This is a genomic window from Olsenella uli (genome assembly GCF_016900775.1).
Classification (GTDB): domain Bacteria; phylum Actinomycetota; class Coriobacteriia; order Coriobacteriales; family Atopobiaceae; genus Thermophilibacter; species Thermophilibacter uli_A.
Genome location: NZ_JACJKN010000006.1, coordinates 90,014 through 115,285, shown reverse-complemented (window position 1 = coordinate 115,285; position 25,272 = coordinate 90,014). Strand labels below are relative to the sequence as shown.

Sequence of the window (25,272 nt, the reverse complement as noted above, 5' to 3'; positions counted from 1 at the left end):
ATGGGCCTGCCATACAGCAGATGTATGGCAGGCCCATCGAGGGGGCAGGCGTGCGAGAGGTACCTACTCTATCTCGGACTGGTCGAACACGTGGAAGCCGGCCTTCTCGATGGCCCAGCTCGCCTCCGCCGCGCTCGCCGGGTCGGCGATCTTGAGCGCCAGCACCGCGAGGTCGTCGGTCGTGGAGAAGCAGTAGAAGTACTCGATGTCCACGTCGAGGTCGTCGAGCTTCTCCAGCAGGTCCGCGGCGCCGCCCGGGTGGTGCGGCACGGCGATGGCCATGATCTTGGTCTTGATGGCGCGGTACCCGCCCGCGTCGAGCGCGGCGAGGGCAGCCTCGGTGTCGCTGCAGATGATGCGCACGATGCCGTACTCGGTGGTGTCGGCCACGGAGAGCGCGGCCATGTTGATGTTGGCGTCGCCCAGGGTGCGGCACAGAGACGCGATGCGGCCGCGCTTGTTCTCGAGGAAGACGGTGATCTGGTCAATCATTACTTGATCCCCTTTCGCAGGTCGACGATGCGCTTGGCCTTGCCCTCGCTGCGCGCGATGGTCTTGGGCTCCACGAGCTTGACGCGCACGCCCACGGAGAGCGCGGTCTTGAGGCGCGCCGAGATCTCCTTCTGCAGGCGCTCGACGGCGGCCACGGAGTCGAAGGCAAAGTCGGGGTTGACCTCGGCCTTGAGCGTGACCAGGTCGAGCGAGCGCTGGTCGGTGTCGATCTCGATCTGGTACCAGGAGCTGACCTGCGCGAACGTCTTCATGACGTCCTCGATCTGGCTCGGGAAGACGTTGACGCCACGGATGATGAGCATGTCGTCGGTGCGGCCGTGGATGCGGTCGATGCGGCGGTGTGTGCAGCCGCAGGCGCACTCGCCGGGGAGGATCCGCGTGATGTCGCGCGTGCGATAGCGCACGACGGGCGTGGCCTCGCGGTCGGTGGTGGTGAGCACGAGCTCGCCCCACTCGCCGTCGGGCAGGACCTCGCCGGTGTTGGGGTCGATGATCTCCGCGTAGAAGTGGTCCTCGGCAAGGTGCAGGCCGTCCTGCTCCCAGCACTCGATGGCCACGCCCGGGCCCATGGTCTCGGTGAGGCCGTAGACGTCGAGCACGTGGTAGTTGAGCTTGCGCTCGAGGTCGCGGCGGAAGTTGTCGCTGAAGGGCTCGGCGCCGTGGATGCCCGCGCGCAGGTGGAAGTCGCGAGCCGGGTCGATCCCCATCTCGAGGGCGGTGTCGGCGATGTGCATGGCGTAGCTCGGCGTGCAGCAGATGATCGTGGAGCCCATCTCCTTGAGCACGCGAATCTGGCGCTCGGTGTTGCCGGCGGACATGGGGATGACCGTGGCGCCCGCGTAGAGGCCGCCGTAGTGCGCGCCGAGGCCGCCGGTGAAAAGCCCGTAACCGTAGCAGACGTGGCAGATGTCGTCCTCGCCGCCGTGGGCGTACTCGATGCCGCGGGCGAAGCACTCACCCCAGATCTCCAGGTCGTGCTGGGTGTAGCCGCCCACCGTGGCCACGCCCGTGGTGCCGGAGGACATGTGGATCTCGCGGCAGTTCTTGAGCGGCTCGGCGAACATCTTGTACGGGTAGTTGTCGCGCATGTCCTGCTTGGTGGTGAAGGGCGCGCGCTCGAGGTCGGCGAGGCTCGTGACCGCGTACGGGTCGAAGCCGGCCTCGTCGAACTTCTCGCGGTAGAACGGCACGTTCTCGTAACACTTGATCACGGTCTTCTTGATGCCCTCGAGCTGAATCGCCTCGATCTGCTCGTGGGGCGCGTGGAGAATCTCCTGCATCTTGCCCACCTGCCTACCCTTTCTGGAACCCAAAACCACAGATGAGGAGATTCTATGGCGAGAAGGACGGGCGTGTCACCGGCGTTCGCAAACGGAAACGGTGAACGGCGTGATGCTGGCAGGGGTGACGGGGGCGTTTGTCATAATTTTCATGACAAACGCCCCTGACACCTTTGTCAGCATTTGTCAGCGCAGCGACTCCAGGCGGCGGAGCACCGTCCTTGTTGCCCCGATCGCGGCCTGCACGTTCTCCTCGGCGTCATCGATCCTCTTCTGCACGTAGAGGTCCACGAACGGGTTGTCCACAAGGATGTCGAGCGCGGAGGCGAGGCCGCCCACGTTCACGCGCAGCTCCTCGATCCCGCGCACGTCGGAGACCTCGCGCGTGAAGGCGTAGAGATCGGCCCGGGCGCGCTCGAGCGCCTCCTCGGCGTCATCGAGCCGCGAGCGCTTGACCAGGCTCGTGATGATGCCGCCCGCGAGAAGGTCGAAGAGCCCCCAGTTGCTCGCGCTGCCCAGGGCGTCCGCGGCCTCCTCCAGGCTGGCGAGCGCGCGGCGTCCCGCCGCCACGGCCTCGGCCACTTCTCGTCGCTCGTCTGATGTCATGGGACCCTCCCCGGCTCGACGTTCTTCTCGCCATGGTAGCAGTGGCGGCGGGGAGACGGAGCGGCAACGGCTCGCTCGTCCCCCCGTCGCACTGGGAACGATACCGCTCGCGGAGAATACTCTGCATTCCGCCGAGCGAGGTGCATACTTTTCCTATCTGTGAGCCCAGAGGGAAGGATGTACCATGCTTCGAGTCGGTCTTCTCACGAGCGGCGGCGACTGCCAGGCGCTCAATGCCACCATGCGCGGCATCGTCAAGACGCTCTACCGCCAGTCCGAAGAGCCCGTCGAGGTCTACGGCTTTGAGGACGGCTACCAGGGCCTCATCTACGAGCGCTTCCGCATGATGGACAACCGCGACTTCTCTGGCCTGCTCACGCGCGGCGGGACCGTGCTCGGCACGAGCCGCACCCCCTTCAAGCTGCTCGACACGCCCGAGGCCGACGGCGTCAACAAGGTCGAGGCGATGAAGCACACCTACGCCAAGCTCAAGCTGGACTGCCTGTTCATGCTCGGCGGCAACGGCTCCACCAAGACCGCCAACCGCCTCTCCCAGGAGGGCCTGAACGTCATCGCGCTTCCCAAGACCATCGACAACGACACCTACGGCACCGACATGACCTTCGGCTTCACGAGCTCCGTCGAGGTGGCCACCCGCTGCATCGACGAGATCCACACCACCGCGAGCTCCCACGGCCGCGTCTTCGTGATCGAGATCATGGGCCACAAGGTCGGCTGGATCCCGCTCTACGCGGGCGTGGCCGGCGGCGCCGACGTCATCCTCATCCCCGAGATCCCCTACGACATCGAGAACGTCATCCGCGTCATCGAGGACCGCGACAAGGCCGGCTCGCGCTTCACGATCGTCGTGGTGGCCGAGGGCGCCATCTCCAAGGAGGAGGCCGCGCTCTCGAAGAAGGAGTACAAGAAGCTCGTGGCCGCGCGCACCTCGCCGTCGGTCGCCTACGACATCGCGGCGGAGATCGACAAGCGCACCGGCCGCGAGATTCGCATCGCCATCCCCGGCCACACCCAGCGCGGCGGGCAGCCGGACGCCCAGGACCGCATCTTTGCCACCCAGTGCGGCGTCGAGGCGGCGCTCTCCTGCCTCAAGGGCAAGTACGGCGTCATGATCGCGCAGGTCAACGGCAAGATGTGCCGCGTGCCGCTCAAGGACGTGGCCGGCAAGCTCAAGTACGTCGACCCCAAGAGCGACCTCGTCAAGGAGGCCAAGGCCATGGGGATCAGCTTCGGCGACGAGTAGGCCGCACTTCTCGGCCCGCGCCCCTCGCGCGAACAGGCCGCCGGGCGCGGGGCCTCCTCCGGGGCCCCGCGCCCTTTTTGCTGAGAACTCGCCTAAAAGGGGCCTGTCCCCTTTTAGGCGATCTCCGCCGCGTCTGAGCCGTCGATGCGCAGGTCGGCCTCGTAGAACGCCGTGAGTGCGGCGATGCCGAGCGCCGTGTCGCGGGCGCCCGCCGTCTCAAAGACGGAGTGCATGGCCAGCTGCGGCAGGCCCACGTCCACGGCGTGCACGCTCACCTGGGTGTTGGAGAGGTTGCCGAGCGTGGAGCCGCCGGCCACGTCCGAGCGGTTGGCAAAGGTCTGGTACGGCACGCCCGCGCGCTCCAGCACGGCAACGAGGACGGCGCGGCTGAAGGCGTCCGTGCAGTAGTGCTGGTTGGCCGCCTCCTTGATGACGAGGCCGCCGTTGAGCCGGCAGCGGTTGGCCGCATCGAACTTCTCGGGGTGGGCGGGGTGGACGGCGTGCGCGTTGTCGCAGCTCACGAGCATGGAGCCGGCGAGCGCGCGCAGGTGCTCCTCGGGCGTGCGGCCGAGCGCCGCGCTCGTGCGGGAGAGCGTGTCGGCGAGCAGCGTGGACAGCGCCCCCTGCTTGGTGCCCGAGCCCACCTCCTCGTTGTCGAAGCACGCGTAGACGCTCACGTCGCCCGGGTTATCCGCCGCGAGGAAGGCCTCGAGCGCCACATAGGCGCACTGGAGGTCGTCGAGATGGCCTGCGGAGACGAACTCGCCAGCGCGGCCCCAGACGCGCGGCTCCTCGTGGGCCACGAGGAAGAGGTCGCGCGCGAGGACGTCCGCCGGCTCGCAGCCCGCGGCCTCAGCCACCATCTCGTCGAAGGCCCCCGCGGGAAGCTCGCCCGCCGAGAAGAGCGGGCAGAGGTCCACCGCGCGGTTGAGCTCGGGCGTAAGGCCGCTCGCGCGGTCCAGGTGGATGGGCACGCTCGGGATGAGACAGACGTCCTCGGCGATGTCCACGAGGCGGCTCTCCACGCGCGCGCCGTCGCGCACGAGCACGCGGCCCGCAAGGCCGAGCGGCCGGTCCAGCCACGTGTGGTCGAGCATGCCGCCGTAGGCCTCGACGTCCAGGCGGAGGTACCCCTCCGGGCCCTCGAGCACGGGCGCCGCCTTCACCTTGTAGGTGGGCGAGTCGCCGTGGGCGGCGGCCAGCTGGAAGTGGTAGCCGTCCTCGGGGAGCTCGGCGCCGACCTTCCACGCCACGACGCTCGAGTTGTTGCGGACGGTGTAGTAGCGCCCGCCCGGCTCCATGGCCCAGGCGTCGCCCTCGGGCAGATAGGCAAACCCGGCGGCGTCGAGCCGAGCGCGGATGGCGGCGGCGGTGTGGAACATGCTCGGGCATGCGCGGACAAACTCGACGAGCCCGGCGGCGACGTCCTTCTCGATCATAGGTCTCCTTCGGTCGCAGATTCTTTCGCAGGTCGTTTGCGAAGCGCGACCGTCCAGCCTAGCACTTCTCGGCGCGCCGGGCGCCTCCGGGCGCACGCCCTCCCGGGTACGTACACTCCCCCTCCGGATGCGTACGCAATTTGATAATTCATACGGTACCATGCAGCCAAGGACCCGCAGGCAGAGCGCTTGGCGAGAAGAACGTCGACGCCCGAGGCGTGTACGTACCCGAAAACGGCGTGTACGTACCCGCGGCGGGCGCCAACGGGCCCGGACCGGGCGCCCGGGCGTCAGGCGAGCATGTTGCGGGCCGTGAACTCCGCCTGGACCGTGGCGAGCATGAGCTCCACGTCGTCGAGGCCGAGGTGGCGCTCCGACTCCCCCGCCTTGAGCGTACCGCGGCGGCGCGCCCAGCTCTCGAGCGACGCCGGCCGCTGCTCGTGGGGCAGGATGCGCGTCTCGGGGTCCACGCGGCGGCAGATGTCGCGCGAGTCCACGACCACCACGCGCCCGGCCTTGCGCGCCTCGGCGTAGCCGTCGATGTGCAGCATGAACCAGGAGTCCTCGAAGGCGGCGTTGTGCGCCATGAACGGGTAGGCGCACATCGCGGCCAGAAGCGCCTTCTGCACCTGCTTGTCCTCGCGGAAGGGGGTCTTGCCCTCGAGGTCGGACCACGAGATCTTGTGGATGTCCGCGAGCGGCACGCCCTTCTCGGCGTACATCTCGGGCAGGCCGAAGTAGCCGGCAAAGGGGTCGTGCGGCTTGGCCTTGGGCCCGATGGTCATGAACTCCAGGCCCACGTTGATGATGTAGCCGCGCGCCGGGTCGCGGTCCGTGGTCTCGATGTCGATCCCCACGACCATGCCGGAGACCGGCGCGTCCACCCAGGCCACGTTGAGGTCGCGCGCGTCCGGGCCGGCGAGCGCCGTCACCTGCGCGTCCGTGCGGTGCTGGAGCACCGCCACGGCATGGATGAGGTCGGCCGCGGAAAGCCCGCGCGCGAGGCTCGAGGGAGAGAGGTCGCGCAGCTTCTCTATGCCAAAGCGGTCGCAGACGTCGCGGTTTCTGTCCGCGAGGGAGAGCACGAGGTCGTACGGGAACGGCTCGCGGCCGGCGGGCGCCTCCGCCCAGGCGGCGCGCAGCACCCCGAGCGCCTCCTCGTTCTTGGCGCGCTCGGCGGAGAGCGACGCGTCGTCCGTGAGGAAGCCGGGAAACACGAAGGCGCTCGCGCACTCTATGGCTTGGCTGAGGTCCACGTTGCTCACTTCCGTCCAAGGAAAAAAGACGCCGAGAAGAACCCGGCGCCTTCCTAGGCTAACAGAACGCGCGGCCGCCGCGGCCTACTCCGCGTAATAAACGCGACCGTCCCTCCTCGGCTTGGGCTCCGGCACCTCGGCCGCATACCCCAGGATGCAGTGGCCGATGCCCTCGTAGTCGCCCTCGACGCCCAGCTCGGCGAGGATGGCCTTGCCCTCGGGGGTGTCAAACTCCTCGCGGGCGCGGTGGATCCAGCAGCTGCCGAGCCCCAGCGCGTGCGCGGCGAGCATGAGGTTGCCCATGACGAGGCTGCCGTCGTAGACGCGGTTGGGCTGGTCGCGCGGGGCAAGCACCACGAGCACGACCGGCGCGCCGTAGAACGGGTCGCGGCTGGGGTCGCCGATTATCTCGGCGTTCATGCGCGAGAGGCGGTCGCGCAGCGCGCGGTTGGTGACGGCCACGATGATGGGGCCCTGGCGGTTCATGCCGCTCGCCGCCCAGAGGCCGGCCTCGACGACCTGGTCGACCTGCTCGCGGCTCGGCACCTCGTCGGTGTACGCGCGGACGCTCCGGCGGTCCAGCATGCCCTGGATGACGCTGTTCATGGGTTCCTCCTCGCCTCGATTGCCGTTTGAGGCTGTTATACCCCATCGCGCGCCGACCCGCCCCGTCGCCGGCCCCAAGACGGCGCGCGGCGAGAGGAGGGCCGCGCCTCGCGATCAGCGGGCGGCGGCGCAGGGGAACGTTCCCACCCCTCGTTGCCTACGCCCGCGGAATCGTTCCCACCTTTGGGCGGGCGCACCGCTAGAATGCGTGCGGGAGCATACGCAGAGGGGGAAAGGACCGCCCATGACGGAGAAGGCCACGAGGAAGAGCCCGGCCAAGAAGGCGCCGGCGAGAAGGACGTCAAAGGCTGCGGCCGCCAAGCCGCGCGCCACCGCCGCCAAGGCCGCCACCGCCAAGCCGCGCGCCACCGCCGCCAAGGCCACCAAGCCGAGCGCCACCGCCGCCAAGGCCGCGGCCGCCAAGCCGAGCGCCACCAAGGCGGCGCGCGCGAAGGCCGACGCCGTCTTCCAGGAGCGGCTCGCCCGCCACCACGACGAGCTCCGTTGGCTCTACATGGAGCTCTACGACAACAGCGACATGTTCGCCGAGCTCCTCGACCAGATGCGGGCCTACTACGACGCGCGCTCCGAGCAGCTGCGCGCCCTCGACGCCGAGCGCGCAGCCGCCGGCGAGTGGTACCGCAGCCGCGACATGCTCGGCATGCAGATGTACATCGACAACTTCGCCGGCAACATCCGGGGCGTGGAGGACCGCCTGGACTACCTCGAGCGCGTGGGCGTGAACTACCTCCACCTCATGCCGTTCCTGGACACGCCCGCGGACAAGAGCCGCTCGGACGGCGGCTACGCCGTCAAGGACTTCCGCCGCGTGAAGCCCGAGCTCGGCACGATGGAGGACCTGGCGCACCTCGCCGAGAAGTGCCACAAGAAGGGCATCAGCCTCTGCATGGACTTCGTCATGAACCACACCTCGGAGGACCACGAGTGGGCCCGGCGCGCCCGCGCGGGCGAGGGCGAGTACATGAGCCGGTACTTCTTCGAGAGCAACCAGGCCGTGATCGACCAGTACACCCGCGACGTCCCCCAGGTCTTCCCCACCACCGCGCCCGGCCACTTCACCTACCTGCCGGAACTCGGCCAGTCCGTGATGACGCAGTTCTACCCCTACCAGTGGGACCTCAACTACCGCAACCCGCGCGTCTTCAACGAGATGATGTACAACTTCCTCTACCTGGCCAACCAGGGCATGGACATCATCCGCATCGACGCCGTGCCCTACATCTGGAAGCAGCTCGGCACCAACTGCCGGAACCTCCCCCAGGTCCACACCATCGTGCGCATGATGCGTATGATCGGCGAGATCGTGTGTCCCGGCATCGTGCTTCTGGGCGAGGTCGTCATGGCGCCGGTGGAGGTGGTGCCCTACTTCGGGACGGTTGAGAAGCCCGAGTGCCACATGCTCTACAACGTGACCACCATGGCCACCACCTGGAACTCCGTGGCCTGCCGCGACACGCGCCTGCTGCGCTCGCAGCTCGACGCCGTCTGCGGGCTGCCCAGCCAGTACACCTTCCTCAACTACCTGCGCTGCCACGACGACATTGGCTGGGGTCTCGACTACGCCACGCTCAGCACCTGGGGCATGGAGGAGGTGCCGCACAAGCGCTACCTCAACGACTACTTCCAGGGCCACACGCCGGGCAGCACCTCGCGCGGCGAGCTCTACAACGCCGACCCGGTCACGGGCGACGCCCGCTTCTGCGCCACCACGGCCTCCATGTGCGGCATCGAGGCGGCGGGCTTCGAGGGCGACGAGGAGGCCATGGACCTCGCCATCCGCAAGGACGTCATGCTCCACGCCTACCTGCTCGCGCAGTCCGGCCTGCCGATCATCTACAGCGGAGACGAGGTCGGCCAGGTGAACGACTACACCTACAAGGACGACCCCGAGAAGGCCGAGGACTCGCGCTACATCCACCGCGGCCGCTTCGACTGGAGCCTCGTCGACCGCGTTGACGAGAAGGGCAGCGTCCAGCAGCGCATCTTCGACGCGCTCGGCGAGCTGGAGGCCATCCGCCGGCGCGAGGACGTCTTCGACGCCGACGCTGAGGCGGGGATCGTCGACTACAGCGACCCGGCCATCCTCTGGATCCGCCGGAGCGCCGGCGGCCGCACGCTCAACGCGGTCTTTAACTTCAGCGATGACGAGAAGACCGTGTGGATGCCGTCCTGCTCCGAGTACACCAACCTCGTCACGGGCGAGACCATGGGCTTCGAGACCTTCCAGCTCCCCGCCTGGGACTTCGTCTGGTACCTCGCGTAGCCGCCCGCAAAAAACCTGACGGAATGCCCTGACACCATTGTCATGATGACAAAGGTGCCAGGGCATTTTGTCAGGTCCTAGGAGAGGATCTTCATCTTGGAGAGGGCGTGGCTGAGCTCGAGGTAGCTGAAGCTCGCCCCCTCGAGCGACGAGAGGCAGATGGGGATCGGCATCCGGTCGCGCGGGGCGATCGGCCTCATGACGCAGCCCTCGAGGGGGCCGATGAACTCGCCGCCCACGATGAACGAGAGGCCGTTTCTGTGCTCCAGGAGGTCGTTGTACGACCCCATCGTGGGAATCTCGACGAGCTCCAAGGTCATCCCGCGGGCCGCGTAGGCGCGGCAGACTGACTCGTTGAAGTGGTCGAAGTCCGGTGCGAGCGCCACGGGGCACGCGTTGATGTCCTCGAGCGTGACCTCGCGCTTTCTGGCCAGCGGGTTGGACTTGGACATCAGCACATAGGGGGACATCGTGCCGAGGCTCCCCGTGACGACCCCGCGCTCCTTCAGGGGGCCGATCGTCACGAGCGCGTCAAAGCGGGCCGCCCTGAGCTCGTCCACGCAGGTCCTCCCGCTCGTGAGGATGACCTCGACCTCGCAGCCGAGGGCGCGGCCGGTCACCACGTTGATCATGGCGCAGATGCGCTCGATGCCCGGAAAGCTCGGCACGCAGAGCCCCAGGCGCAGGCCGCGGCCCGCGGCGGCCTCGCGGGCGCTCGACCGGGCGAAGCTCTCGAGCGCGTCGTACTCCACGAGCACCCGCTGGGCGCGCGCCCCGAAGGCGCGGCCGAGCGGCGTGGGCGTCACCCCGGAGCTCGCACGGTTGAAGAGCGGAGCGCCCATCTCCCCCTCGAGCTCGGACATGGCCTTGGAGACCGCCTGGACCGAGACGCTCTCACGCGCGGCAGCGGCAGAGAAGCTCCCCGTGGCGAGAATCGCCACGACGTATCTGAGCTGCTTTATGTTCACGAATGAGCCTCCCTGCGAGACGCGCTGCCGAGAGCGGATATGTGTTATGCGATGTGCCTAGTTTGTCACAGCCGCGCTACCAGTGAATAACATGCGCCCCCTTCCTCAAAAGGCAGTTGACCATGCGGCGCGGCAGGGACCGCACCCTCGAGCCGGCTCCGACCGGCTGCGGCATGCGTCTCGCCACGCACCGAAGTCTTTCAGCCTTGCGGAGGCTTTGGGATTATCGTGAGAGGTCAAGGCGGCCCGTTCCCCGCCCCCGAGAGGACGCCCCATGCACGAGATACCCTGCGACATCACGGACCCGCTGGGTCTGCACATCCAGCTTGCCGTCCTGCTGGCGAGCGAGGCAGAGCGCTGGAGAAGCGACGTCACCCTGGAGCACGCGGGGCGCGTCGTGGACGCCAAGCAGCTCATGCAGCTCCTGATGCTCGGCGTGCGCACGGGCGAGCACGTGGTCGTGACCGTGAGCGGACCGGACGAGGACACTGCCGCGGCGGCCATCCGGCAGATCACGCGGACGTTCTAGGAGCGGGACGGCCAGGGCGTCCACGTTCTTGTCGCCATTCCCCCCGCGGAGCGGATGCGCGGGGCGCTTGCGACAGTCCCGCTCACCAAAACGTCGCCATTCCCCCGCAGACCCGCAGCGCGGGGCGCTTGCGACGGTCTCCCGGCTGAAAACGTCGCGAACCCCCGGCGGAGCCACCTTGCGGAGGATTTGCGACAAACCCACGCGCCAAAACGTCGCCAAGGCCCCGCAGAAGCCTCATGCGGGGATGCGGCGACACATCCCGTTTCCGGAGCGTCGCGAATCCCCCGCAGGCCCGCCGTGCGGGGGCGGGGCGACAAGAACGTCCGGCCGTCAGCACATCAGCCCGGCGAGTTCTTCTCGCCACCGCGCGACGAGCCGGTCGAGCGACCACGCCGCGTTGGCGGGGCTCGTGGACGGCAGCACCCGCGCCGGCAGGCCGCACACGGGCTCCAGCCAGCGGCGATAGAGCCTTCCGGCCGTACCGCCGTTGCAGAGCACGGCCTCCACGGGCGACGCCCGCAGGATGCGGGGGACGTCGGCCGGGACCACGTTTCTGATGGAGGCGTCCGCCGAGCCGCGGATGTCGCAGCTCTCGATGACGTCCCAGAGCGCGATGCCGTGGCGCAGGAGCAGCGCGCGCTTGGCGGGGACGTCGTCATCCGCGGGGACGGGCTCGCCCGCGCAGGCGGCGATCACGCGCCAGAAGCGGTTGCGCGGGTTGCCGTAGTAGAAGCGGTTCTCGCGCGAGAGCGCCGAGGGGAGCGAGCCCAGCACGAGCACGCGGGAGCGCCCGTCAAAGACCGGCTCGAACTCGTGGACTATGTGCTCGTAGTCTGCCATGTCACGAGCATAGCGCCCCACGCCCCGAGCTGACCCCTCAACCTGCGCTTTCATGGCGGTTTGGTGAGGTGTGCCCCGGCGGCGCTACACTCATGCTGTCTGAAGGGAGCCCCAAGGGATGGACATCAACCAGATAGCGCAGATGGCCGGCGTGTCGCGGGCCACGGTGTCGCGCTACCTCAACGACGGCTACGTGAGCCAGGAGAAGCGCGCGGCCATCCGCCGCGTCATAGAGAAGACCGGCTACGTCCCGTCCCAGCACGCCAAGACGCTGCGCACGGGGCGCACCAACGTCGTGGGGGTCATCATCCCCAAGATCAACTCGGCGTCGGTCAGCCGGATGGTCGCCGGCATTACGCCCGTCCTCAACGAGGCAGGCTACCAGGTGCTCCTTGCCAACACGGACAACGACGCCGCGCGCGAGGTCGAGTTCTTGCGCCTGTTCTCCGAGAAGAGCCAGGTCGACGGCGTCATCCTCATAGCCACCGTCATCACCGACGAGCACCGCGAGGCCATCTCGTCGCTCCCGGTGCCCATCGTGATGCTGGACCAGGACACCGACAGCTGCTCCTGCGTCTTCCAGAACGACCTCGAGGCCATGCGCGACGTCACCGCCCTCGCGCTGCGCTCCGCGCGGCACCCGGCCTACATCGGCGTCTTCGAGGAGGACGTGGCCGTGGGCCAGATGCGTCGGCGCGGCTTTCTCGAGGCGTGCGCGGCGGCGGGCGTCGAGGTCCCCGAGCGGGCGATGCGCATCGCCGAGTTCACCGTGGACTCCGGCTACGAGCAGGCCGAGGCGCTCCTCGACACCTATCCCGAGCTCGACGGCATCGTCTGCGCCACCGACTCCATCGCCTACGGCGCCCTCACATGCCTGCGCGAGTACGGCCACCGCGTCCCCGAGGACGTGGTGGTGACGGGCATGGACGACTCCGAGATTTCGCAGATCGTCACGCCCACGCTGACGACGGTCCACCTGCACTACAAGTCCTCCGGCGCCGAGACCGCCAAGACGCTCCTCGGCTTCATGAGCGGCCAGGAGTACGCGCCGCGCAAGGTCAGGATGGGCTACGAGGTCGTGGCGAGAAACTCCACGCGCTAGGCCGCGTGCCGGCGCCGCGTTGCCGATTGCGGGGCCATGGCAGGAGCGGCGTGAGACGCGTTGCGAAGGGCGGGGTCGTGGCAGAGATTGCGCTGCCACGACCCCGCCCTTCGCAACAGGGGCGAGAAGAACCGCAGGTCGTTCTTCTCGCCGATTGCCACAAGCCCCATCCACGCAACGCGCCGGACCGCGGGATTGCCGCTTCTGCCCGCCGCCGCGCGATTCCGTGCGGGGAGGCATGCTCGGGCCGCACGCCGCTTGCCGACCGGATTCAACCGCTCGCACAATATCTTGCGTTCCCCGGCTCTCTGCGCTATTGTGAGAACGATTTCATATGGGAACGTTCTCATACGGCAGGACATCGCAGAGAGAAGGGCGGTTCCAATGGCACTTGACTATCGGCAGGCGGCACAGGAGATACTGGACGCGATAGGCGGCCCGGGCAACGTGGTCTCGGCCGCGCACTGCGCGACGCGCCTGCGCCTCGTGCTCGCGGACGACGGCAAGGTCGACCAGGCCAAGGTGGACAACGCGACCGGCGCCAAGGGCAACTTCAAGGCGTCCGGCCAGCTCCAGGTCATCTACGGCACCGGCACGGTGAACAAGGTCTACGACGAGTTCATCGCGCTCGGCCACATCACCGCTGCCACCAAGGCGGAGGTCAAGGCCGCGGCGGCGGAGCAGCAGACCAACCCGTTCATGCGCGCAATCAAGCTCCTGGGCGACGTCTTCGTGCCCATCATCCCGGCCATCGTGGCCTCGGGCCTGCTGCTCGGCATCATGAGCGCGCTCAGCTTCATGGACACCAACGGCTTCATCAGCCTGGACACCAACAACGCCTGGTACCAGATCCTGAACCTCGTCTCCAACACGGCGTTCACGTTCCTGCAGATCCTCATCGGCTACTCCGCGGCGTCGGCCTTTGGCGCCAACCCGTACCTGGGCGCCGTCATGGGCATGATCCTCATCAACCCCGGCCTGCAGAACGCCAACACCGTGGCCACCGAGGGCGTGCTCCAGACCTACTCCGTCATCCCGGGCCTCTACTCCATCGAGTGGACCGGCTACCAGGGCCACGTCATCCCCATCGTCATCGCCTGCGGCATCCTCGCCTTTGTGGAGAAGCGCCTGCACAAGGTGGTGCCCGAGGCCTTTGACCTCTTCGTGACTCCGCTCGTCTCCGTGGCCGTGACCGCGTACGTGGTCATGCTCGCCGTCGGCCCGATCTTCGTGTGGGCGGAAAACGCCATCCTCGGCGGCATCCAGTTCCTGCTCACGCTGCCCCTCGGCCTGGGCTCGCTCATCATGGGCGCCCTCTACGCCCCCACCGTCGTCACCGGCATCCACCAGATGTACACCACCATCGACCTCGGCCAGATCGCCACGTACGGCGTGACCTACTGGCTGCCGCTCGCAAGCGCCGCCAACATCGGCCAGGCCGGCGCCGCCCTTGCCGTGGCCCTCAAGACCAAGGACGTCAAGGTCCGCTCGCTTGCCCTGCCCTCCTCGCTCTCCGCGTTCATGGGCATCACCGAGCCCGCCATCTTCGGCGTCAACCTGCGCTTCTTCAAGCCCTTCGTGGCCGGCTGCATCGGCGGCGGCCTGGGCGCCATGTTCGCCTCCATCGCGGGGCTTGCCGCCAGCGGCACCGGCGTCACCGGCATCTTTGGCATCCTGCTCTGCCTCAACCGGCCCGTCCAGTACGTGATCATGTTCGCCATCGCGGGCGTCGTGGCCTTTGCGATCTCCTACATGCTCTACAAGGACCCCGAGCAGCAGGCCGCCGCACCCGTGGTCGAGGCCTCCGTCGCCGCGTCCGCCGCTGACGCCGCCAACGCCGCGGCCCTCTCCGCCGCCGCGGCCGACGCCGCCGTGGCGGCCGTGAGCGCGGGCGCCGCCAGCGCCACCAGCGCCGCCGAGACCATCGTCTCCCCGCTCGCCGGAACCGCCATCAAGATGACCGAGGTCCCCGACCCGGTCTTTGCGAGCGAGGCCATGGGCACCGGCGCCGCGGTGCGCCCCACCGAGGGCAAGCTCTACGCGCCCGCCGCGGGCACCGTCACCGTGCTCGCCGAGACCGGCCACGCCCTGGGCATGACCACCGACGCGGGCGCCGAGATCCTCATGCACATCGGGATCGACACCGTGACGCTCAACGGCGCCCCCTTCACCGCGCACGTCCGCGTGGGCGAGCACGTGAGCGCCGGGCAGCTACTCATGGACATCGACCTCGACGCCATCCGCGCGGCCGGGCTCGACCCCGTGACGCCCGTGATCGTCACCAACACGGACGCCTACGGCAGCGTGACCCCGCACACGGGCGCCGCCGTGCGACCCGGCGACGCGCTCGTCGAGCTCTCCTGACCCGTCCCCGTGCGCGGGACCGGCCGGATGATCGCCCACCGGGAGCGCCTCTTCCGCCATCTGCCAAAAACAGCGCGAAGTGCACCGCTTTTGGCCGATGGGACGCCCCTCGACGCGGCACGCCCGCCGAAATCCAGGCACTATCCGCTCGGTCCCGCGCCTCATTTCCCGTTCCCGTCAAAAAGTGGTGCACTTAGGCTATTTTTTGGCAGGAGCTCGCCGCGCCCCCTTTGGGCCCCGATGCCAGCCGGGCGGCGCGGCCCGAATTCCCGTCCCTCCTTCGGGGCGGCCCGTGCCGGACGGGCCGTCCCTCACCCGCAAAGGAGTCCCATGTCACACGACCCCTGGCGCATGGGCTTTCACCTCATGCCACCCACCGGCTGGTTGAACGACCCCAACGGCCTCTGCCAGCTCAACGGCACCTATCACGTGTTCTACCAGTACAGCCCCGACTGGCCCGCCCCGCACGCCCCGCGCGGCTGGGGCCACTTCACGAGCGAGGACCTCGTTCGCTGGCGCGCCGTCGACCGCGAGTTTGTCATCGCGCCCGACACGCCCGACGAGGCCTCGGGCGCCTACTCTGGCTGCGCCGTCCCCGTGGAGGGCGGCGTGCGCTTCTACTACACCGGCAACGTCAAGGAGCCCGGCGACTTCGACTACGTGCACGCCGGCCGCCGCTCCGTGCAGATACTCATAGAGAGCCCGGACGGCTACAAGATGGGCGAGAAGAACGTGCTGCTGAGAAACGCCGACTACCCCGCCTTCTGCACCCGCCACGTGCGCGACCCCAAGGTCTGGCGCGAGGGCGACGCGTGGCGGATGATCCTCGGGGCGCGCGACGTGGACGACCACGGCCTCGTGCTCGTGCTGCGCTCGGACGACGGCCTTGCCTGGGAGAACGCGGGCACCGTCCGCTCCGCGGAGCCCTTCGGCTACATGTGGGAGTGCCCGGACCGCGTGGAGCTCGGCGGGCGCGAGTGGCTCTCCTTCTGCCCGCAGGGCATGCAGGGCCTCCCCTGGGCCAACGGCATCCGCGACCAGGCCGGCTACGTCCCGGTCGCCGCAGGCTCCCGCGTGAGCGAGGGGGCCGTGGTGGACGCGGGCGCCTTCCGCCGCTGGGACTGCGGCTTTGACTTCTACGCGCCGCAGACCTTCGTCGACGAGTCCGGCCGCACGATCCTCATCGCCTGGATGGGCCTGCCCGAGGCGGACTTCGAGAGCGCCCCGGACGGCATGGCGTGGTGCCACTGCCTCACGGTCCCGCGCGAGGTCACGGCCGGGGCGGGCGGGGCGCTCCTCCAGCGGCCGGTGGCAGAGCTCGAGGCGCTGCGCGGCGCGCGGCACGAGCTCGCGGCCGACGGGACGCTCGAGCTGGCCGAGCACCGGGCCGACGTCCTTCTTGCCAACGCGGAGCCCGCGGGCTCCCTCGTGCTCGACGACGCGCTTGCGATAAGCTGGGAGAACGGCACCGTGCGCCTGACGTTTGCGGACGATCGCGTGGGCTGCGGCCGCGACGAGCGCGCGGCATCCGTGGACGCGGTGCGCGACCTGCGCGTTCTTGTCGACAGCTCCGCCGTGGAGGTCTTCGTGAACGGCGGCGAGCTCGCGCTTGCCACGCGCTGGTTCCCCCGCCCCGGTCACCTCGCGCTCGCGCAGAAGGGACAGTCGCTTTTGCACGCCTGGGAGATGGGCGACGGCATGGCCGGCACGTACTAGAAAGGACCGCATGACCCCGGACGACCCCAACGCCAGCTTCGCCCCGCACGAGCAGGCCCTCGCCCGCGCCGAGCGGGGCGTGGCCGAGCTCGCCGCCGCGCGGCGCGACCGCTGGTATCCCACGTTCCACGTGGCCTCCCCCGGCGGCTGGATCAACGACCCCAACGGCCTTTGCTTCTTCGACGGGCGCTGGCACGCCTTCTACCAGCTCCACCCCTTCGGCACGCAGTGGGGCCCCATGCACTGGGGCCACGCCTCGAGCGCCGACCTCGCGCGCTGGCGGTCGGAGCCCGTCGCCCTGGCCCCGAGCCTCGTGGCCGAGCGCGCGGGCGTCTACTCGGGCTCGGCCGTGACCGGGCCGGACGGGCTCCTCTACGTCTTCTACACCGCGCACCGCTGGCGCAACGGGCGCAACGAGGACGAGGGCAACCTCGAGGTCCAGTGCCTGGCCACCTCCGAGGACGGCGTCCGCTTTGAGAAGCGCGGCGTCGTGGTGGGCAACCCGGACGGCCTGCGGGACTTCCGCGACCCCAAGGTGTGGCGCCAGGGGGACGCGTGGTACATGGTCGTGGGCCGGCGCGCGCCGGACGGACGCGGGGAGATTGTGCTCTACGCCTCGGACGACCTGACGCGGTGGCGCCCCGAGGGCGTGATCTACCGCCACCCCGACCCAGACGTCTACATGCTCGAGTGCCCGGATCTCTTTGAGCTCGCCGCGCCGGGCGGCGAGCGCCGCTGGGTGCTCTGCTTCTCCGCCATGGGCGCCCGGCCCTCGGGCTACCGCTACCGCAACTTCAACAACGCGGGCTACCTCGTGGGCACCTGGCGGCCTGGCAGCCCCTTCGAGCCCGCCGGGGACTTCCGGCAGCTCGACTGGGGGCAGAACTTCTACGCGCCGCAGACCATGGAGGCGCCCGACGGCCGCCGCATCCTGATGGGCTGGATGAGCCCCAACGGCGGCGCGCTGCCCACGCAGGAGGACGGCTGGTGCGGCCAGCTCACCGTGCCGCGCGAGCTTGCGCTGGGGCCGGACGGCGCGCTGCACTGCGCGCCCGCGCGAGAGCTCGATGCCCTGTGGGGGCCGGCGCGCGAGGTGGGGCCGCTTGAGCTGGGGCCCAACGAGGAGCTCGTGGTCGAGAAGGACCTCGCGTCCGGCCGCGTGGACCTCGCTATTGACCTCGCCTCCTCGACGGCCGAGCGCGCCGGCCTCATGCTGCACGCCACGCCGGACGGCGGCGGCACCTACGTGGCCTATGACGACCAGGCCGGCCGCGTCGTGCTGGACCGGCAGGCGGCGCGCGTGGGCGAGCGCGGCTACCGCGCGGCTCCGGCTTCCGCCGGCCGCCGGGAGCTCAGGCTGCAGGTCCTCCTGGACCGCGGCTCGGTGGAGGTCTTCGTGAACGACGGCGAGCAGGTGCTGAGCGCCTACAGCCTGCCCGCGGCGGGGCCGCGCGCCGTGCGCCTGGTGGCGGAGGGCGGCTCGCTGCGCGTCAGCTGCCTGTCCGTGCGCCGGCTGCTTCCCTAGAGCCCGGAAAGGAGGGGCGAGAAGAACCTGGGGCCGGCCCCGCGATGGGGCCCGTCCAGGTTCTTCTCGCCCCTCTTGCGTCCCTACGACAGCTCGGCCAGCAGCTCGCGCATCGCCTGCTGGACGGAGCGCTCCGTGTTGGGCCCAATCACGCGCTCCGCGATCTGCTTGAGCGAGTAGCGCGCGTTCTCCACCACCACCGGGTGGCCCACAAAGCGCAGCATGGAGTAGTCGTTCATGGAGTCCCCGAAGGCCATGACCTCGTCTGCCGCCACGCCGTAGTAGCGCATCACCTGCGCCAGGCCCACCGCCTTGTTCACGTGGACCGGCGCCACGTCGATCCAGCGCGAGCCGCTCGGCAGGAACGTGAACCACTCCCCCAGCTCGCGCTCCAGCACGTAGGCCATCTCGGTGATGAGCTCGGGGCGGTCGCAGCACACGGCGGCCTTGATGATGTTGACGCGCGGCGAGGGCGGGTCAAAGACGCGGATGGCCGAGCCCAGGTCCTTGTCGAGCTCGCTGATGTAGGCGCTGAGGTCGTCGATCAGGTAGGTGGCGTCGTCCTCGTAGACGGCCAGGTGCAGGCAGTCGAACAGGGCGCAGGTCTCGAAGAGCCGCATGACCGAGAGCGTTGAGAAGACCTCGCGGTCGAGCAGCTGCCCCTCCGCGTAGACCTGCGTGCCGAGCGAGGCCACGTAGTCGATCTTGTCAGCTATGGGCTCGAAGAACCAGCGCAGCGTGTCATAGCGGCGGCCGGAGCTGGCCACAAAGTGGACGCCCTTCTCGCGCAGGGCCACGATCAGGTCGAAGGTCTCCTCGGGCACGCGCGAGCCCTCGTCCAGAAGGGTGCCGTCCATGTCTGACGCGATGAGCTTGATCATGTGTTCCCTCCCCCTCTCCGGGTGTGTGGTTGTGGTATCGTTCTCATAGTCGTTGACGTTGCGTTTTTCGTCAAGTGCCATCCGGTGAGCGGCGGGGCCGGCCGCGCGTTGGCGCGCCTGACGGAGGAAATGCGCCCTCTTACCGAGAAGAGCGCGCGGCGCGGCGCCACGGCGGCATAATGGCCATGGAATCGATTCCGCAAGCGAAAGGACACCTCATGTTCTCTGTCTCAGCACTGGGCGAGCTCCTCATCGACTTCACCGACGCCGGCACCTCGGCGGGCGGCCAGCGCCTCTTCGAGCGCAACGCCGGCGGCGCGCCGGCTAACGTCCTCGTTGCGCTGGAGAAGCTCGGCCACAAGACCGCCTTCCTCGGCAAGGTGGGCTGCGACATGCACGGCGAGTTCCTGCGCGCCACCCTGGAGGAGCAGGGCATCGACACCACGGGCCTCATCTCCGACCCCGACGCCTTCACCACCCTGGCCTTCGTGGCGCTCTCCCCGGACGGCGAGCGCGAGTTCTCCTTCGCGCGCAAGCCCGGCGCGGACACCCGCCTCACGGAGGACGAGCTCGCGCGCGACGTGATCGCCAGCTCGCGCGTCTTCCACGTGGGCTCGCTCTCCCTCACCGACGAGCCCGCCCGCTCGGCCACGCTCGCCGCGCTCGAGGCCGCGCGCGAGGCCGGCTGCACCCTCTCCTACGACCCCAACTACCGCGCCAACCTCTGGCCCTCCGTCGAGGCCGCCGTGGAGCAGATGCGCGCCGTGGTGCCGCAGATGGACCTCATGAAGCTCTCCGACGAGGAGTGCGGGCTGCTCACCGGCCTTGACGACCCCGAGGCCGCGGCGGCCGCGCTTCTGGCCCAGGGCCCCAAGGTCGTGGCCGTGACGCTCGGCGCGGGCGGCGCGTACGTGCGCTGCGCCGACGGCGGCGTCGAGGTGCCGGGCTTCCCCGCGGACGCCGTAGACGCCACGGGCGCCGGCGACTCCTTCTGGGGCGGCTTCCTCGCGGGCTTCTGCGAGAGCGGCAAGGCGGCCGGCGACGTCACCTGCGAGGACGCGGCCGGCTTCGCGCGCCTCGGCAACGCGGTGGCGTCCCTCTGCGTCCGCAAGCGCGGCGCCATCCCCGCCATGCCCGAGCGCGCCGACGTGGAGGCGCTCCTCGCCGAGTAGCCCAGAGAAAGCGACTCCGTGACATCAGTGACAGGTTCTGGACGTATGCGACCCCAAAATCCGGGCCATCCGTTCAGAGCCTGTTACTCTACCAAGGCGAGACAAAGGTGATGGCGGGGGTGGCTGACCTGACAAAGGTGCCGGGGGAGTTTGTCATAAAAAACATGACAAACTCCCCCGGCACCTTTGTCAGGTCAGAGTGCCGCCGCGTGCATGAGCATCGCGAGCGCGAGGCAGCCCAGAAGCGTCGAGGTGGCCAGGCAACTCAGAAGAACGGCCCGCTCGGACATTCGTGCGATCATGGTGCCCCCTTCCGCGCCGCTGCCCCTCCCCCAGGGACCGGGCGCGCCGAGTCGCCTGCGCGCCCGTCCTGGGAGGGTGACCCCATTCTCGCAGCCAGGCGGGCCGGGGCCAATCGATTGGGCTTACGCGCGGGTGACGCTTTGGTAAGATTCGCCCCGGCGCGTCCTAGCGGCGCAGCTCGGAGAGCGCCACGCGCACGGCCTCGTCCTCGTCGTCAGTCACCACGATGAGCGCAGGGTCGAGCGGCGAGATGTTGCCCGCGCCGAGCACGGTCCCCTCGATCCAGTCCATGAGGCCAGACCAGTACTCCGCGCCGAAGAGCACCACCGGCGTGCGCGCCACCTTGTGCGTCTGCACCAGGGTGAGCAGCTCGAAGGCCTCGTCGAGCGTGCCAAACCCGCCCGGGAAGATGATGGCGCCGCCCGAGTACTTCACGAACATCGTCTTGCGCACGAAGAAGTAGCGGAAGGTCATGCCGAGGTTGACCCACTTGTTGATGCCCTGCTCGTGCGGAAGCTCGATCCCCAGGCCCACCGACTTGCCGCCCGCGCGCGCCGCGCCGCAGTTGGCGGCCTCCATGATGCCGCCGCCACCGCCCGTGATCACGGCGACGCCCGCCTCGGCGAGCTTACGCCCCACGTGGCGCGCGGCGCGATACATCGGGTCCGTGCGCGAGGTGCGCGCCGAGCCAAAGACGCTCACGGCCGGGCCCAGCTCGGCGAGCGCGCCGAAGCCGTCGACGAACTCGGCCTGGATGCGCAGGACGCGCCATGGGTCCATGTGCAGCCAGTCGGTCGAGTCCTCCGCGGCGAGCAGGTTGCCGGTCGTGGTGTCCGAGGGAATCATCGGCCCGCGCATGATCACGGGGCCGCGGTGGTAGGTCTGGCCGAGCGGGTCCTCGGGGGCGGTCCGCTGGTCGAGGCTCTTCTCGTCTGCCATGGTCTCTCCTTCTCCCGATGGACCCTACGGTACGCCCGTTCCGTCAGCGGCGGGTAAGCGCGCCGTGCCGCTGGCATCAGGCGTGCCCGGCACGGCACGCGGCGCGCGGCGCTACCCCAGCCCGAGCGCCATCCCCACGAGGCGCACGGCGAGCGCCACGACCCACGCCACGCCACACTGCATGGCAATGACGGCCCACATCATGCGGGTGCCGAGCTCGCCGCGCACGGCCGAGACCGCGGCCACGCACGGCGTGTAGAGCAGCGTGAACGTGAGGAACGCAAAGGCCGTGAGCGGCGAGAAGAGCGCGGGCAGCCCCGCCGTCGTGCCGCCCATGAGGACGGTCAGCGTGGCCACGACGTTCTCCTTGGCGCCGAAGCCCGCCGCCAGGGCCGCCGCGGCGCGCCAGTCCCCAAACCCGAGCGGCGCGAAGAGCGGGGCCAGCAGGGCGCCCAGCGCCGCGAGCATGCTCTGGGACTGGTCGGAGACCACGTTGAGCCGCACGTCAAAGGTCTGCAGGAACCAGATCACCACGCTCGCCACGAAGATGATCGTGAACGCCTTGGTGGCAAAGCCCTTGGCCTTGTCCCAGGCCAGGCGCGCCACGGTGCGGGCCGCGGGCAGGCGGTAGTTGGGGAGCTCCATCACAAACGGCACCGGGTCGCCCTTGAAGGCCGTGCCCTTGAGCACGAGCGCCACGAGAATCCCTACCACGATGCCCATGAGGTAGAGCGCGATCATCACGAGCGGCGCCTGCTCGGGGAAGAACGCGGCCGAGAAGAGCGCGTAGACCGGCACCTTGGCCGAGCAGCTCATGAACGGCGTGAGCATGACCGTCATCTTGCGGTCGTGCTCGGAGGGCAGGGTGCGCGTGGCCATGATGGCGGGCACCGAGCAGCCAAAGCCGATGAGCATGGGCACGAAGCTCCGGCCGGAGAGGCCGAGGCGCCGCAGCAGCTTGTCCATCACAAAGGCCACGCGCGCCATGTAGCCGGAGTCCTCGAGGATCGAGAGCAGGATGAAGAGCACCACGATGATCGGCAGGAAGGAGAGCACCGAGCCCACGCCGGCAAAGACGCCGTCTATGACCAGGCTGTGCACCACGGGGTTGAGGCCAAAGGCGGTGAGCGCGGCGTCGACCTGCGCCGTCACCCAGTCAATGCCGGCGGCGAGAAGGTCGGAGAGCCGCTGGCCTATGACGTCGAAGGTGAGCCAGAAGACGAGCGCCATGATGCCCACGAAGACCGGGATGGCCGTGTACTTGCCCGTGAGGATGCGGTCGGCCGCCACCGAGCGCGCGTGCTCGCGGCTCTCGTGCGGCTTGACCACGCACTCGGCGCAGACGCCCTCGATGAACGAGAAGCGCATGTCCGCGAGCGCCGCCATGCGGTCGCGGCCGGACTCGCCCTCCATCTGGCTGATGATGTGCTCCACGGCGTCGAGCTCGTTCTGGTCGAGCCCCAGGGCGCCCATGACGAGCTGGTCGCCCTCGATGAGCTTGGTCGCCGCAAAGCGCACGGGCAGGCTCGCCGCGGCGGCGTGGTCCTCGATGATGTGGCAGATGCCGTGGATGCAGCGGTGGAGCGCCCCGTGGTCGGGGCCGTCCGCCGCGCAGAAGTCCACGCGCCCCGGGTGCTCGCGGAAGCGCGCCACGTGCAGCACGTGCTCCACGAGCTCGGAGATGCCCTCCTCGCGCGCCGCGGAGATTGGCACCACGGGGATGCCGAGCGCGGCCTCCAGGCGGTTCACGCTCACCGTGCCGCCGTTGGCCGTGAGCTCGTCCATCATGTTGAGCGCAAGGACCATCGGCCGGTCGAGCTCCATGAGCTGGAGCGTGAGGTAGAGGTTTCGCTCGATGTTGGTGGCGTCCACGATGTCGATGATCGCGTCCGGGCCGTCCTCCAGGATGAAGCGGCGGGAGACCACCTCCTCGCTCGTGTACGGGGAGAGCGAGTAGATTCCCGGCAGGTCCGTGACCGTGACCTCGGGATGTCCCTTGACCTGGCCGTCCTTGCGGTCCACGGTCACGCCCGGGAAGTTGCCCACGTGCTGGTTCGCGCCCGTGAGCGCGTTGAAGAGCGTGGTCTTGCCGCAGTTCTGGTTGCCGGCCAGGGCAAGGCTCAGCGGCCGGCCCTCGGGGATGGCCTTGCCGTCGCGCCGCGGCGCGTACTTCTCGCCAATGGCGGGGTGCGGGGCGGCCTCGAGGCGCTCGCGGGTGCGCGGGGCGTCGTGCATGTCGTGCACCTGCGTGAGCGCGATGTGGCGGGCGTCGTCCCGGCGCAGGGTGAGCTCGTAGCCGCGCAGGCGGATCTCCAGCGGGTCGCCCATGGGGGCGCGCTTCATGAGCGTGACCTCCACGCCCGGCGTGAGGCCCATGTCCAGGATGTGCTGGCGCAGTGACGGCTCGTCGCAGTCCACCGACGCCACCACGGCGTCCTTGCCGATCTCCAGCTCGTCCAGGTTCATGCGCACTTCTCCCCTCGCAGCTCCACTCGCACGCCATTGTAGCGTGTGCGCCTGCCCTGGAGCGCCCCCTTCTCGCCCGCTCGCGCAAACTCGAGGGAAGCCCTGCGGGCAGCGCAGCCCAGCGAGCCCCTGAGCTGCTCAAACGCTGGCAATCTCTTTTTTGGGCGGAGGGCGCGCAACGCCTGCGCGTGCAGGCTCGAAGGAGCCCGCCCCATGGCCTCGAATGGCGAGAAGGGCCGAGAAGGACGCGCGCCCGCCGGGGCTACGCCCGCACCCTCACGGCAAACGCCACGCCGAGGGCGCCGGGGCCGCAGTGCGAGGTGATGACGTCCCCGGTCTCGTACCACTCCACCTCGGCGAAGCCCAGCTCGCGCGCATGCGCGCTCACGAGCTCGCGCACCTGGTCGGGCAGGCCCGGCGACTTCACGAAGACGATGCGCGCGGGGTCGAAGTCCTCGCGCAGCACCAGGTAGTCGACGAGGCGGACCGAGGCCGCCGCCATGGAGCCGCGGAGCTTCTTGGTGGCGACGAGCCTGCCCTCCAGAAGCTCCACGACGGGCTTGATCTTGAGGAGCGTGGCGCCCAGGAACGCTGCGTTGGAGAGGCGGCCGCCCGCGCGCAGGTAACCGAGGTCGCCGGGGAGAAACGCCATGCGCACGCGCGCGGAGAGGTCCTCCACGTAGGCGCGCGCCTCGTCGACGCCGGCCTCGGGGTGCGCGCGCACCCAGCGGGCCGCCTCGCGCACGACGAGCCCCTGGCCGATGGTCACGTGGCGGGTGTCGACGGCCGTCACGTAGTCGCGCGTCTCGGCGGCGGCGAGGGCCGACTCGAGCGAGCAGGTCGTGACGGCGGAATACGCCACGTGCAGGATCTGCGCGTCGGGACGCTCGGCGTGGATGCGGTCGAAGGCCACCTCAAAGTCGTGCGGGGTGCACCCGCTCGTCTTGGGGAGCACGCCGAGCTGGCGGCACTGCTCGAGCATCTCGGCCGGGGAGATCTCCCCGTCGTCGATGGTCCGGCTCCCCACGGTGACGTGCATGGGAACGAGCTCGATCCCCAGCTCGGCCGCCTCGGGGGCGGGAACGTCGCAGCCGGTCTCTGCGGTGATGACGATGCGTGCCATGCGTGACCCCCTGTCTCGACCCAGCAATATGCACATTTTAGACGTCTCCGCACGCCCTGGCCAGCTCTGGCGCGCAGGCACGCTTTTCGCAGA

General features: G+C 69.3%; 20 protein-coding genes and 1 pseudogene. 9 read left to right on the top strand and 12 right to left on the bottom strand.

Annotated features, from left to right (window positions below):
- Positions 1–63: 63 nt before the first annotated feature.
- From H6A23_RS05525 to H6A23_RS05515, 3 genes are all read right to left on the bottom strand, one after another.
- The gene (locus H6A23_RS05525) at positions 64–492 is read right to left on the bottom strand and encodes a hypothetical protein (RefSeq protein WP_204831201.1); all 429 of its coding nucleotides are present in this window, start codon (positions 490–492) and stop codon (positions 64–66) included.
- Complete coding sequence (locus tag H6A23_RS05520) at positions 492–1,793, bottom strand: phenylacetate--CoA ligase family protein (protein ID WP_286165844.1); 1,302 nt, start codon at positions 1,791–1,793, stop codon at positions 492–494. The genes H6A23_RS05525 and H6A23_RS05520 overlap by 1 nt, the downstream gene beginning before the upstream one ends.
- Before the next feature lie 186 nt (positions 1,794–1,979).
- Complete coding sequence (locus tag H6A23_RS05515; protein WP_204831199.1) at positions 1,980–2,399, bottom strand: hypothetical protein; 420 nt, start codon at positions 2,397–2,399, stop codon at positions 1,980–1,982.
- A 184-nt stretch (positions 2,400–2,583) separates the two neighbouring features.
- On the opposite strand from H6A23_RS05515, the gene H6A23_RS05510 reads away from it, so the two are divergent.
- A complete protein-coding gene (locus H6A23_RS05510) occupies positions 2,584–3,663 on the top strand; it encodes a 6-phosphofructokinase (protein WP_204831198.1) in 1,080 nt (359 codons plus the stop codon).
- A gap of 113 nt (positions 3,664–3,776) precedes the next feature.
- Here the strand turns inward: H6A23_RS05510 and H6A23_RS05505 are convergent, their stop codons facing one another.
- The 3 genes from H6A23_RS05505 to H6A23_RS05495 form a co-directional block, all read right to left on the bottom strand.
- Entirely contained in the window at positions 3,777–5,102 is a 1,326-nt protein-coding gene (locus H6A23_RS05505) for a M18 family aminopeptidase (RefSeq protein ID WP_204831197.1), read from the bottom strand.
- A gap of 290 nt (positions 5,103–5,392) precedes the next feature.
- Positions 5,393–6,358 carry a 3'-5' exonuclease gene (locus tag H6A23_RS05500; RefSeq protein WP_204831196.1) on the bottom strand — a complete coding sequence of 322 codons (966 nt, stop codon included), beginning with the start codon at positions 6,356–6,358 and terminating at the stop codon, positions 5,393–5,395.
- Positions 6,359–6,442: 84 nt separating this feature from the next.
- A complete protein-coding gene (locus H6A23_RS05495) occupies positions 6,443–6,964 on the bottom strand; it encodes a nitroreductase (protein WP_204831195.1) in 522 nt (173 codons plus the stop codon).
- A 244-nt stretch (positions 6,965–7,208) separates the two neighbouring features.
- On the opposite strand from H6A23_RS05495, the gene H6A23_RS05490 reads away from it, so the two are divergent.
- Complete coding sequence (locus tag H6A23_RS05490; RefSeq protein ID WP_204831194.1) at positions 7,209–9,248, top strand: alpha-amylase family protein; 2,040 nt, start codon at positions 7,209–7,211, stop codon at positions 9,246–9,248.
- A 77-nt stretch (positions 9,249–9,325) separates the two neighbouring features.
- Here H6A23_RS05490 and H6A23_RS05485 read toward each other — a convergent pair whose 3' ends face one another.
- The gene (locus tag H6A23_RS05485; RefSeq protein ID WP_204831193.1) at positions 9,326–10,216 is read right to left on the bottom strand and encodes a LysR family transcriptional regulator; all 891 of its coding nucleotides are present in this window, start codon (positions 10,214–10,216) and stop codon (positions 9,326–9,328) included.
- A gap of 274 nt (positions 10,217–10,490) precedes the next feature.
- Here H6A23_RS05485 and H6A23_RS05480 point away from each other — a divergent pair, with 274 nt between their 5' ends.
- On the top strand, positions 10,491–10,745 hold the full coding sequence (locus H6A23_RS05480; protein ID WP_204831192.1) for an HPr family phosphocarrier protein: 255 nt from the start codon (positions 10,491–10,493) through the stop codon (positions 10,743–10,745).
- A 333-nt stretch (positions 10,746–11,078) separates the two neighbouring features.
- On the opposite strand, the gene H6A23_RS05475 is transcribed toward H6A23_RS05480, so the two are convergent.
- Positions 11,079–11,588 (bottom strand): DNA-deoxyinosine glycosylase, encoded by a 510-nt coding sequence (locus H6A23_RS05475; protein WP_204831191.1) that lies wholly within the window; start codon positions 11,586–11,588, stop codon positions 11,079–11,081.
- A gap of 115 nt (positions 11,589–11,703) precedes the next feature.
- Here H6A23_RS05475 and H6A23_RS11500 point away from each other — a divergent pair.
- From H6A23_RS11500 to H6A23_RS05455, 5 genes and pseudogenes are all read left to right on the top strand, one after another.
- Positions 11,704–11,832 (top strand): annotated as a pseudogene (locus tag H6A23_RS11500) (LacI family DNA-binding transcriptional regulator); the annotation flags it as partial.
- 51 nt (positions 11,833–11,883) lie between these two features.
- Positions 11,884–12,690 carry a trehalose repressor gene (locus H6A23_RS05470; RefSeq protein ID WP_353653021.1) on the top strand — a complete coding sequence of 269 codons (807 nt, stop codon included), beginning with the start codon at positions 11,884–11,886 and terminating at the stop codon, positions 12,688–12,690.
- A 384-nt stretch (positions 12,691–13,074) separates the two neighbouring features.
- Positions 13,075–15,054: a PTS beta-glucoside transporter subunit IIBCA gene (locus H6A23_RS05465; protein WP_204831189.1), complete on the top strand. Its 1,980-nt coding sequence runs from the start codon at positions 13,075–13,077 to the stop codon at positions 15,052–15,054.
- Positions 15,055–15,384: 330 nt separating this feature from the next.
- The gene (locus H6A23_RS05460; RefSeq protein ID WP_204831188.1) at positions 15,385–16,770 is read left to right on the top strand and encodes a glycoside hydrolase family 32 protein; all 1,386 of its coding nucleotides are present in this window, start codon (positions 15,385–15,387) and stop codon (positions 16,768–16,770) included.
- Between the two features lie 10 nt (positions 16,771–16,780).
- Positions 16,781–18,295, top strand: a complete 1,515-nt coding sequence (locus H6A23_RS05455) for a glycoside hydrolase family 32 protein (RefSeq protein ID WP_204831187.1) — start codon at positions 16,781–16,783, stop codon at positions 18,293–18,295.
- Positions 18,296–18,378: 83 nt separating this feature from the next.
- Here H6A23_RS05455 and H6A23_RS05450 read toward each other — a convergent pair whose 3' ends face one another.
- A complete protein-coding gene (locus H6A23_RS05450; RefSeq protein WP_204831186.1) occupies positions 18,379–19,176 on the bottom strand; it encodes an HAD family hydrolase in 798 nt (265 codons plus the stop codon).
- A 218-nt stretch (positions 19,177–19,394) separates the two neighbouring features.
- Between H6A23_RS05450 and H6A23_RS05445 the strand changes: the two genes are divergently transcribed.
- Positions 19,395–20,348 (top strand): carbohydrate kinase family protein, encoded by a 954-nt coding sequence (locus tag H6A23_RS05445; protein WP_204831185.1) that lies wholly within the window; start codon positions 19,395–19,397, stop codon positions 20,346–20,348.
- Between the two features lie 468 nt (positions 20,349–20,816).
- Here H6A23_RS05445 and H6A23_RS05440 read toward each other — a convergent pair whose 3' ends face one another.
- The 3 genes from H6A23_RS05440 to H6A23_RS05430 form a co-directional block, all read right to left on the bottom strand.
- The gene (locus H6A23_RS05440; protein WP_204831184.1) at positions 20,817–21,590 is read right to left on the bottom strand and encodes a TIGR00730 family Rossman fold protein; all 774 of its coding nucleotides are present in this window, start codon (positions 21,588–21,590) and stop codon (positions 20,817–20,819) included.
- A gap of 111 nt (positions 21,591–21,701) precedes the next feature.
- On the bottom strand, positions 21,702–24,056 hold the full coding sequence (feoB, locus tag H6A23_RS05435) for a ferrous iron transport protein B (RefSeq protein ID WP_204831182.1): 2,355 nt from the start codon (positions 24,054–24,056) through the stop codon (positions 21,702–21,704).
- Positions 24,057–24,318: 262 nt separating this feature from the next.
- Entirely contained in the window at positions 24,319–25,179 is an 861-nt protein-coding gene (locus tag H6A23_RS05430) for a DegV family protein (protein WP_204831180.1), read from the bottom strand.
- Positions 25,180–25,272: the final 93 nt, after the last annotated feature.

Excerpts from the sequence above, each read along its gene's own strand:
- H6A23_RS05490 (WP_204831194.1), top strand. The coding sequence starts at position 7,209 with ATGACGGAGAAGGCCACGAGGAAGAGCCCGGCCAAGAAGGCGCCGGCG.
- H6A23_RS05430 (WP_204831180.1), bottom strand. The coding sequence starts at position 25,179 with ATGGCACGCATCGTCATCACCGCAGAGACCGGCTGCGACGTTCCCGCC.
- H6A23_RS05525 (WP_204831201.1), bottom strand. The coding sequence starts at position 492 with ATGATTGACCAGATCACCGTCTTCCTCGAGAACAAGCGCGGCCGCATC.
- H6A23_RS05495 (WP_204831195.1), bottom strand. The coding sequence starts at position 6,964 with ATGAACAGCGTCATCCAGGGCATGCTGGACCGCCGGAGCGTCCGCGCG.
- H6A23_RS05515 (WP_204831199.1), bottom strand. The coding sequence starts at position 2,399 with ATGACATCAGACGAGCGACGAGAAGTGGCCGAGGCCGTGGCGGCGGGA.
- feoB (WP_204831182.1), bottom strand. The coding sequence starts at position 24,056 with ATGAACCTGGACGAGCTGGAGATCGGCAAGGACGCCGTGGTGGCGTCG.
- H6A23_RS05505 (WP_204831197.1), bottom strand. The coding sequence starts at position 5,102 with ATGATCGAGAAGGACGTCGCCGCCGGGCTCGTCGAGTTTGTCCGCGCA.
- H6A23_RS05440 (WP_204831184.1), bottom strand. The coding sequence starts at position 21,590 with ATGGCAGACGAGAAGAGCCTCGACCAGCGGACCGCCCCCGAGGACCCG.
- H6A23_RS05480 (WP_204831192.1), top strand. The coding sequence starts at position 10,491 with ATGCACGAGATACCCTGCGACATCACGGACCCGCTGGGTCTGCACATC.
- H6A23_RS05475 (WP_204831191.1), bottom strand. The coding sequence starts at position 11,588 with ATGGCAGACTACGAGCACATAGTCCACGAGTTCGAGCCGGTCTTTGAC.
- H6A23_RS05450 (WP_204831186.1), bottom strand. The coding sequence starts at position 19,176 with ATGATCAAGCTCATCGCGTCAGACATGGACGGCACCCTTCTGGACGAG.
- H6A23_RS05460 (WP_204831188.1), top strand. The coding sequence starts at position 15,385 with ATGTCACACGACCCCTGGCGCATGGGCTTTCACCTCATGCCACCCACC.
- H6A23_RS05465 (WP_204831189.1), top strand. The coding sequence starts at position 13,075 with ATGGCACTTGACTATCGGCAGGCGGCACAGGAGATACTGGACGCGATA.
- H6A23_RS05520 (WP_286165844.1), bottom strand. The coding sequence starts at position 1,793 with ATGCAGGAGATTCTCCACGCGCCCCACGAGCAGATCGAGGCGATTCAG.
- H6A23_RS05510 (WP_204831198.1), top strand. The coding sequence starts at position 2,584 with ATGCTTCGAGTCGGTCTTCTCACGAGCGGCGGCGACTGCCAGGCGCTC.
- H6A23_RS05445 (WP_204831185.1), top strand. The coding sequence starts at position 19,395 with ATGTTCTCTGTCTCAGCACTGGGCGAGCTCCTCATCGACTTCACCGAC.
- H6A23_RS05455 (WP_204831187.1), top strand. The coding sequence starts at position 16,781 with ATGACCCCGGACGACCCCAACGCCAGCTTCGCCCCGCACGAGCAGGCC.